The following is a 1071-nucleotide window of genomic DNA, read 5'->3' as shown; positions in this document are numbered from 1 at the left end:
TCGCCTATACCGCCCGTGATCAACACCGTCCCGCCGGCAGCAAGACGACGCGGCTCACCCGCGCCCGCTCCGGCGCGCATCAGCCGCGGCGCCAGCACCACCCCATGCCGCAGCGCCAGCTCAGGCTCCGACGTCGTCGACGTCAGCTTCGTCAGCAACGCCACATCCGCAAGCGCAGCATCCAGATCCACGAGCTGCAGCCGCCGGTCCGGATGTTCCGCCCGCGCGCTCCGCACCAGGCCCCACAGCGGCGCCCGCGAGAGTCCACTCGCGCCTTCATCCGGACCCGTCGTCACCGCACCTCGCGTCAGCCACGTGACAGCCGTCTCGTTCAGACGCGCCTCGCCCAGAATCCCCTGCAGCTCGGCCAGGCCGCGCTCCGCCGTCGCATGCGTCGCCGCAAGCACGCTTCCAGCCGGTTCGGACAGATGGTCGAACACGAGCTGCGATGGGATCGCGCCGCCTTCGTCGAGAAGCGCAAGAGCAGCTGCAACGCTGTCAACGTGATCGAGATCCAGGCGCTTCGCCAGCTCTCCGTCGCCTCCGACAATCAGTGGCAAGGCAAGCTCTTGAGCTCCGCCCTCACTCAAGGCGACCGGACGCCACTCCAACCGATACAGATGTTGCGTGTCGGTGCGAGAAGCCTCACGGATCTGCGCATCGCTCGCTTCCCTCAGCCGCAGCCCGCCAAGGCGCAGCACCGCGCGCCCATTACTATCGGCGAATTGCAGCTCCGCCAGGGCTTCGCCCTCGCCGCTGCGCGCCACCGACGCACAGACGCGCAGTTCCTGCGCACCGGTCGCAACCAGGGACACGTCCGACCACTCGAACGGCAGCAGCACCGATCCATCGTCCAGGCCCTCGACCTGCGCAAGCGTCAGCACATGCAGCGCCGCATCAAGCAGGGCTGGATGCAAGCTGTAACTCTCCGCAGATTCAGAGAGTGCCTCCGGCAGGACCGCCCGGCCGTATACCGCTTCGCCAACCCGCCACGCCTCGACCAGACCCTGGAACATCGGCCCGTAGCCGTAGCCCCGCGCCTGCAGCCGCGCATAATGACCGGTCAGATCG

At 68.1% G+C, this 1071-nt stretch carries 1 protein-coding gene; it reads right to left on the bottom strand.

Translation table 11 applies throughout. The features are described from left to right. Positions 1-1071: polyketide synthase dehydratase domain-containing protein (locus IVB48_RS32990; protein ID WP_247406720.1), on the bottom strand; the 1071-nt coding region annotated here is incomplete at both ends.

The organism is Bradyrhizobium sp. 76 (genome assembly GCF_023073025.1).
Taxonomy (GTDB): Bacteria; Pseudomonadota; Alphaproteobacteria; order Rhizobiales; family Xanthobacteraceae; genus Bradyrhizobium.
This window is presented reverse-complemented; position numbering and strand designations above follow the sequence as displayed.